Consider the following 6,788-nt stretch of genomic DNA (forward strand, 5'->3'; position numbering starts at 1 on the left):
ACTGGAGGAGGTAGAGGGATTCGAACCCCCGCGCGGTGTTACCCGCCTGTCGGTTTTCAAGACCGATCCCTTCAGCCAGACTTGGGTATACCTCCGTAACAATATATAAATGGTGGACCTTGCAGGACTCGAACCTGCGACCGGACGGTTATGAGCCGTCTGCTCTAACCAACTGAGCTAAAGGTCCTTTAAGATGGCGGCAGAGGGGATCGAACCCCCGACCTTACGGGTATGAACCGTACGCTCTAGCCAGCTGAGCTACGCCGCCAGGATCTTTATACTGGTTATCTTTTATGGTGGAGCCTAGCGGGATCGAACCGCTGACCTCCTGCGTGCAAGGCAGGCGCTCTCCCAGCTGAGCTAAGGCCCCATAAAATGGTCGGAATGACAGGATTCGAACCTACGACCCCTTGGTCCCAAACCAAGTGCTCTACCAAGCTGAGCTACATTCCGATAAATATTAATTTGGCGCGCCCGACAGGAGTCGAACCCATAACCTTCTGATCCGTAGTCAGACGCTCTATCCAATTGAGCTACGGGCGCTAAGTTTTAAAATAAAATGGTGCCGAGGGCCGGAATCGAACCGGCACGGTAGTCACCTACCGCAGGATTTTAAGTCCTGTGCGTCTGCCAGTTCCGCCACCCCGGCACATTTGGAGCGGAAGACGAGGTTCGAACTCGCGACCCCCACCTTGGCAAGGTGGTGTTCTACCACTGAACTACTTCCGCATGTGCATAAGATTTATTTATCCTGGCAATTATGAAATTCTAAAAATGGTGCGGGTGAAGGGAGTCGAACCCCCACGCCTTGCGGCGCTAGATCCTAAGTCTAGTGCGTCTGCCAATTCCGCCACACCCGCATATAATTGTTGGCAATAAAATGGTGAGCCATGAAGGACTCGAACCTTCGACCCTCTGATTAAAAGTCAGATGCTCTACCAACTGAGCTAATGGCTCAAAATGGTGCCGGCGATAGGAGTCGAACCCACGACCTACTGATTACAAGTCAGTTGCTCTACCAACTGAGCTACACCGGCAAATGGTGGAGGATGACGGGCTCGAACCGCCGACCCCCTGCTTGTAAGGCAGGTGCTCTCCCAGCTGAGCTAATCCTCCTGGGTATTATGCCTAGCGACGTCCTACTCTCACAGGGGGAAGCCCCCAACTACCATCGGCGCTAAAGAGCTTAACTTCCGTGTTCGGTATGGGAACGGGTGTGACCTCTTTGCCATCATCACTAGACTATTATCGGCTTTCAATATACAGCGTATCTTGAAACCCTTATGTATTTCGTTTTGAAGTTTATTACCTGTCCTTCAAGACAAGAATTATTGTATAACGTTTTTTCACATTGTGCAATACTTTTTTATAAAAAAAAGAAATTATTACTTTTTGAAGCTATTTTTGTTATGAAAGAGAAATTATCACTCTGCTATTTATTATATCAATTGTTTAATTAAAAGAAAACAATTAATTTATCAGTTGTGTTTTTATCTATTTTAATTCATTAAAAAAGCTGAATTCCAATATGAGCTACTCCTTTCCGACTGTCGAGCCGCTTCGCTTTTCGCAGGAATCTTTAATCTTCGACAGGATCACTCAGAGGTAGCCCTTTGTTACAATCAACTTAAAAAGCAAAATATAAACAAAAAACTATTTATAGATTCAATTAACATGCCTGTTAATTTATCATTTCAAAATTATTTAATTATAGCTTTCAGGATTCATCTTATCCTCAACCATATTAAACCCTAAATTTACTGCTCAAGTGAAAGAATATTTCAGACGCTTCGCTTTCGATACCAAAAACATTTGCTAAAGAAGCTAAATAACAGAAAGCGCCATTTGTAATCGATCAATTTCCTCAAATGTCGTTGTTGGACCAAAAGATATTCTAAAAAATTGGCGAGCCGCCTCCATAGAATAACCCATTGATAAAATCGCCTTCGTACCAGATTCACTATGAATATCACAGGCACTTCCTGTGGAAACACATATCCCAGCTTCATTTAATTTTAACAAAACGTATTGCCCCTCGACCCTTTCCATTAATACACCACAAATATTAGGCAATTGCTCTTTACACTCAATTATCTGACACGTTTTCGGTAAATTGTTCTTAAAGTATTGACGTAATGCATCATAATGCTGACGCTCATATTGATAATCTTCAATCGCCGTAGCAAAAGCGACAATAGCTGGGGTGTCTAGTGTTCCTCCTCTTAACCCACGCTCATGTGTGATACCTGGTACTAATGCAGGAGCACGGAGCTTAGGATTAATATAAACAGCACCACAACCTTTTGGCCCACCTATTTTATGGGCTGAAACAGTAATAGCATCTACCTGCTGTTTTAAAGGGAGTTTACAAAAAGACTGTACACAATCAACATGTAAAAGAACATTTGATTGTTTTGCAATCTCTGCAATTTTCTCTATAGGTTGAATAGAGCCTATCTCAGAATTTACATGTTGGATAGTGATTAAAGCCGTATCTTCTTGTATTGCTTCTCGTAGTTGCTCCACATGGATACTACCATCTTGCTGTAAGGGTAACTTCATGACCACAAAACCCATTTTTTCAAGTGTATTTAAAGCCGCATGTACGGATGTGTGTTCAGCTTGTGATGAAATAATGTGCTTTCCTTTATTTGACGCTAAAGCTAATGACAAAATCGAAATTAAATTGCCCTCAGTTCCGCTTCCAGTAAAAATCACACCATCACTGTTTACTCCAAGAGATCTTGCTACAACAGCTCTTGACTGTTCAACAAAATAATGTGCTTGCCCTCCTAGATCATGTAAACTTGCACTATTTCCATAATACTGTTCTGCTACCTCACAATATGCTTTAAGAGTTTTAGGAGTCATTGGAGAAGTTGCAGCGTAATCCAGATAAATCATCTTATTCTTCCTTTCTAGTTCATCAGCTCTTGTTTTCTCTTTTATTTTATGTAAAGATAGGTGTCAAGACAACAGTAAAGAAGGTAAAGGTATGGATGTAATGACAAATGTGCTTATTATCGGTAGCGGCATTGCTGCACTTCAAACTGCTAGGCTTCTCGAAGAACATTTTCAAGTACAGATAGTTACAAAATGTTCTGTTAAAATGAGTAGTTCTTATCGTGCTCAAGGTGGTATTGCTGCCGTTACAAGTCAAGAAGATCATCCTATGTTTCACATTGCAGATACGTTGACTGCTGGTGACTATCATCATGAACGAAAGAATGTTGAAGTGTTAATAGAAAACGGCACAGAAATTATGCGTGATTTTTTAAATGAGGGCTTCCCAGTTGATCGACAAGTTGATGGGTCTCCAGCTCTAGGTTTAGAGGGGGCACATAGTTATCACCGTATTTTACATGCAGGTGGTGATCGTACTGGCCAAATTATGATAGATTATTTGCTTAATCAACTTACATCTAATATCGTTGTGAATTGCTATGAAATGGCTTACGAGCTTTTATTGAATACAAATGGAGATTGTATTGGCGTTCTGACAAAAGGAGCAAAAGGAACGAAGCGCTACCTCGCCCACCACGTCATTCTCGCGACAGGAGGTGCAGGCGCTATTTATTCTTGTACGTCTAATTATGCTTCGAGTACTGGAGATGGTATCGCTTTAGCATATCGTGCTGGAGCTGCCATCAGTGATATGGAATTTATGCAATTCCATCCAAGCTTACTTTGGTGTGGAGGGCAGGCCAAAGGATTAGTCTCTGAAGCTGTGCGTGGCGCCGGAGGGATATTTGTCGATGCACAACGTCACCCCATAATGAAAGGCATACATGAACAGCTGGACTTAGCACCACGCCATATTACTGCACATGTATTATTTAATAAACGTGCTGCTGGGCAAGAAACATTTATTGATATTTCAAGTATTGAACACTTCGAAGAAAAATTCCCTACGATTACTCAGCTTTGCCATGATAATAACGTTAATTTACAAGATGGCTTAATTCCTGTAGCACCAGGTAGCCATTTTTTAATGGGTGGTGTTGTTGCTGATGATAAGGGAAGAACATCTATTCCTCATTTATATGCAATTGGAGAAGTTGCTTGTACTGGGGTGCATGGTGCAAATCGTTTAGCTAGTAACTCTCTATTAGAAGGAATTACGTTTGGGAAAAGAACAGCCCAATACATTATTCAAACAGGTTGCAAGCAAAATAGTTTCTTGATTGATGACAAACATCACCAACAAACCATGCCATCATTATTTACAAAAGATCAATTACGACAAAAGATGATGCACACATTAGGTATTGTGCGAAATCCTATCGATATGCAACAATTCAAACAACAATTGCCCTCAATGCAAACACTTCTTCATGTTGATTTAGATGGCTTGAATCGTCAGGAACTTGAACTTTACATGATGCATGTTGTCGCTACATTAATGACACACGCAGCAATTACACGAAAAGAAACTCGCGGAGCACATATTCGCATTGATAAACCGAAAAATGATAATCAGTGGGCAAACCGCTGGATTATTTTTCAACAAGGACAGATGAAAGTGAGGAATTCATTGTATGAATATCATCAAACTCGAGGAAATGTTAAAGCTATTTTTTAATGAGGATATAGGTGATGGAGATTTATCGAGTGAATTTATATTTTCTGCAGAACAGCAGGGATCTTTTTCTTTTTATGCGAAAGAAAGCGGCATTTTTTGTGGAGCCCTCATCATTAAGCATGGATTTCTTCTACTTGATCAATCAATAGATATTACCCTATATAAAAAAGATGGTGAAACAGTAAATGCCGGTGATATTCTTGCTGTTATTCAAGGACCTCTTCAAAAGTTATTAATGGGTGAGCGTGTAATTTTGAATCTTATCCAGCGTATGTCTGCTATTGCTACTGCTACAAATTTAGCAGTGCAAGAAACAGCAGGTACTAATGCGAAAATATGTGATACGCGCAAAACAATGCCAGGAATGCGTATGTTAGACAAATATGCAGTTAGAATTGGTGGAGCCTATAACCATCGCAATGGTTTATACGATGCGATAATGCTAAAGGATAATCATATCGCTTTTGCAGGTAGTATCACTAAGGCAGTACAGGCTGCCCGTGAGAAAATCGGTCACATCATTAAGATTGAGGTCGAAATCGAAACAAAAACACAATTAGATGAAGCAATTGCAGCTGGTGCAGATATCATTATGTTTGATAATCGCAGCCCTGAAGAAATACGTGAATGGCTCCCAGCAGTTCCCCCACATATTGCTACAGAAGCTTCCGGGGGCATTTCACTTCAAAACTTAAATACCTATGCTAAAACAGGTATTCAATGGATTTCACTCGGAGCGCTAACACATTCAGTAAAAGCCTTTGATATTAGTGCACTTGTACAAACGAAAGGAGCTCATTCCATTGTCCATCACTAGTTTATTACAACAAACGTCACTACTGCCAGAGCATTACCGTGCATTATCTAAAAATGACATGGAATCTCGCATTCTAGCAATAAAACAGAAACTAGGTAGTAAGCTTTTTATCCCTGGGCATCATTATCAAAAAGATGAAGTGATTCAATTTGCAGATGCAACAGGGGATTCCTTACAGCTTGCTCAATTATCAGCAGCTAACAAGGAAGCTGAACATATAGTATTTTGTGGAGTACACTTTATGGCAGAAACAGCTGATATGCTTACAACTGAACAGCAGCATGTTTACTTACCTGATATGCGTGCAGGCTGTTCAATGGCTGACATGGCTGACATCTATCAAACAGAACAAGCATGGCCGGTTTTACAGGAGCTCTTTGGTGATACCATTATCCCACTAACGTATGTTAATTCTACTGCTGCCATTAAAGCATTTACTGGCAGACATAAAGGAGCCTGTGTAACATCGTCCAATGCAAAAGAAATGGTTCAATGGGCATTTACGCAAAAACAACGCATTTTCTTTTTACCAGATCAACATTTAGGTAGAAATACTGCGTACGATTTAGGAATACCGCTTGAAAATATGGCAGTTTGGAATCCTTATACAAATATGCTTGAGACAGACCAGTCCCCAGAAAACGTTCAAGTCATCTTATGGAAGGGACACTGCTCCGTACACGAAGGTTTTACAGTTCAGCATACGGAGCTTGTACGTAAAGTTCATCCAAATATGCGTATCATTGTTCATCCTGAATGTAGTCGCGAAGTTGTTGCCGCTGCAGATGATGCAGGTTCTACAAAATACATTCTTGATACGATTAATAAGGCAGCAAGTGGTTCAGCATGGGCAATCGGTACTGAAATGAATCTCGTTAATCGTATTATCAAGCAGCATCCAGATAAGCAGATTATCTCTTTAAATGAGAACTTCTGTCCTTGTCTTACAATGAATCGAATTGACCTCCCCCATCTACTTTGGTCTCTAGAAAGTATAGAAAAGGGCCAGCCACATAATCGTATTCAAGTAGATGCTCACATTGCTGAAGAAGCACGCAGCTCACTTGAAAGAATGCTATTAAGAGCTTAAAGGACAAAACGTCTACCAGAATTGAGTAGACGTTTTGTTATTATAGTTACTTGAGCCTTCTACATGAATATGTTTTGCAATGTTCAATTTAATATATTTCAACAATAGTTTAGAGATAATTATAGGAATCTCAAACATTCATTACAAATCATCTTTAGAATCTTTAAAGCTATCCTTATACAAAAAAATGCAGTAGATGTAAGTTACATCTACTGCATTTAGTATGACCCGTACGGGATTCGAACCCGTGTTACCGCCGTGAAAGGGCGGTGTCTTAACCACTTGACCAACGGGCCAAT

4 protein-coding genes, 13 tRNA genes and 1 rRNA gene are annotated in these 6,788 nt (G+C 40.6%); 3 read left to right on the forward strand and 15 right to left on the reverse strand.

The genetic code is table 11. The features are described from left to right. Positions 1–2: 2 nt before the first annotated feature. From ACQKNC_RS22400 to ACQKNC_RS22465, 14 genes are all read right to left on the reverse strand, one after another. Positions 3–95 (reverse strand) — tRNA-Ser (locus ACQKNC_RS22400). 15 nt (positions 96–110) lie between these two features. Continuing rightward, positions 111–187, reverse strand: a tRNA-Ile gene (locus tag ACQKNC_RS22405). Positions 188–194: 7 nt separating this feature from the next. Next, positions 195–268: transfer RNA gene (locus ACQKNC_RS22410), tRNA-Met, on the reverse strand. A 26-nt stretch (positions 269–294) separates the two neighbouring features. Further along, a tRNA-Ala gene (locus ACQKNC_RS22415) sits at positions 295–370 on the reverse strand. 6 nt (positions 371–376) lie between these two features. Then, positions 377–453, reverse strand: a tRNA-Pro gene (locus tag ACQKNC_RS22420). 13 nt (positions 454–466) lie between these two features. Then, positions 467–543 (reverse strand) — tRNA-Arg (locus ACQKNC_RS22425). Positions 544–560: 17 nt separating this feature from the next. After that, positions 561–649 (reverse strand) — tRNA-Leu (locus ACQKNC_RS22430). Positions 650–654: 5 nt separating this feature from the next. Then, a tRNA-Gly gene (locus ACQKNC_RS22435) sits at positions 655–729 on the reverse strand. Positions 730–775: 46 nt separating this feature from the next. Beyond that, a tRNA-Leu gene (locus ACQKNC_RS22440) sits at positions 776–860 on the reverse strand. A 21-nt stretch (positions 861–881) separates the two neighbouring features. After that, positions 882–957, reverse strand: a tRNA-Lys gene (locus tag ACQKNC_RS22445). Positions 958–961: 4 nt separating this feature from the next. Next, positions 962–1,037: transfer RNA gene (locus ACQKNC_RS22450), tRNA-Thr, on the reverse strand. A 3-nt stretch (positions 1,038–1,040) separates the two neighbouring features. Further along, positions 1,041–1,116: transfer RNA gene (locus ACQKNC_RS22455), tRNA-Val, on the reverse strand. A gap of 10 nt (positions 1,117–1,126) precedes the next feature. After that, positions 1,127–1,242 (reverse strand): 5S ribosomal RNA (gene rrf / locus ACQKNC_RS22460). Positions 1,243–1,824: 582 nt separating this feature from the next. Further along, positions 1,825–2,904, reverse strand: a complete 1,080-nt coding sequence (locus tag ACQKNC_RS22465) for a cysteine desulfurase family protein (RefSeq protein WP_427426912.1) — start codon at positions 2,902–2,904, stop codon at positions 1,825–1,827. Positions 2,905–2,995: 91 nt separating this feature from the next. Between ACQKNC_RS22465 and nadB the strand changes: the two genes are divergently transcribed. The 3 genes from nadB to nadA are packed head-to-tail and all read left to right on the forward strand — an operon-like array spanning position 2,996 to position 6,489. After that, complete coding sequence (nadB, locus tag ACQKNC_RS22470) at positions 2,996–4,582, forward strand: L-aspartate oxidase (protein ID WP_427426913.1); 1,587 nt, start codon at positions 2,996–2,998, stop codon at positions 4,580–4,582. Continuing rightward, positions 4,539–5,399: a carboxylating nicotinate-nucleotide diphosphorylase gene (gene nadC, locus ACQKNC_RS22475; RefSeq protein ID WP_427426914.1), complete on the forward strand. Its 861-nt coding sequence runs from the start codon at positions 4,539–4,541 to the stop codon at positions 5,397–5,399. Before nadB ends, nadC begins: the two co-directional genes overlap by 44 nt. Beyond that, positions 5,386–6,489: a quinolinate synthase NadA gene (gene nadA / locus ACQKNC_RS22480; RefSeq protein WP_427426915.1), complete on the forward strand. Its 1,104-nt coding sequence runs from the start codon at positions 5,386–5,388 to the stop codon at positions 6,487–6,489. The genes nadC and nadA overlap by 14 nt, the downstream gene beginning before the upstream one ends. Positions 6,490–6,713: 224 nt before the next feature. Here the strand turns inward: nadA and ACQKNC_RS22485 are convergent. Then, positions 6,714–6,785, reverse strand: a tRNA-Glu gene (locus ACQKNC_RS22485). Positions 6,786–6,788: the final 3 nt, after the last annotated feature.

Source organism: Lysinibacillus sp. NPDC094177, from assembly GCF_050279145.1.
GTDB lineage: Bacteria > Bacillota > Bacilli > Bacillales_A > Planococcaceae > Lysinibacillus.

Excerpts from the sequence above, each read along its gene's own strand:
- nadB (WP_427426913.1), top strand. The coding sequence starts at position 2,996 with ATGGATGTAATGACAAATGTGCTTATTATCGGTAGCGGCATTGCTGCA.
- ACQKNC_RS22465 (WP_427426912.1), bottom strand. The coding sequence starts at position 2,904 with ATGATTTATCTGGATTACGCTGCAACTTCTCCAATGACTCCTAAAACT.
- nadC (WP_427426914.1), top strand. The coding sequence starts at position 4,539 with ATGAATATCATCAAACTCGAGGAAATGTTAAAGCTATTTTTTAATGAG.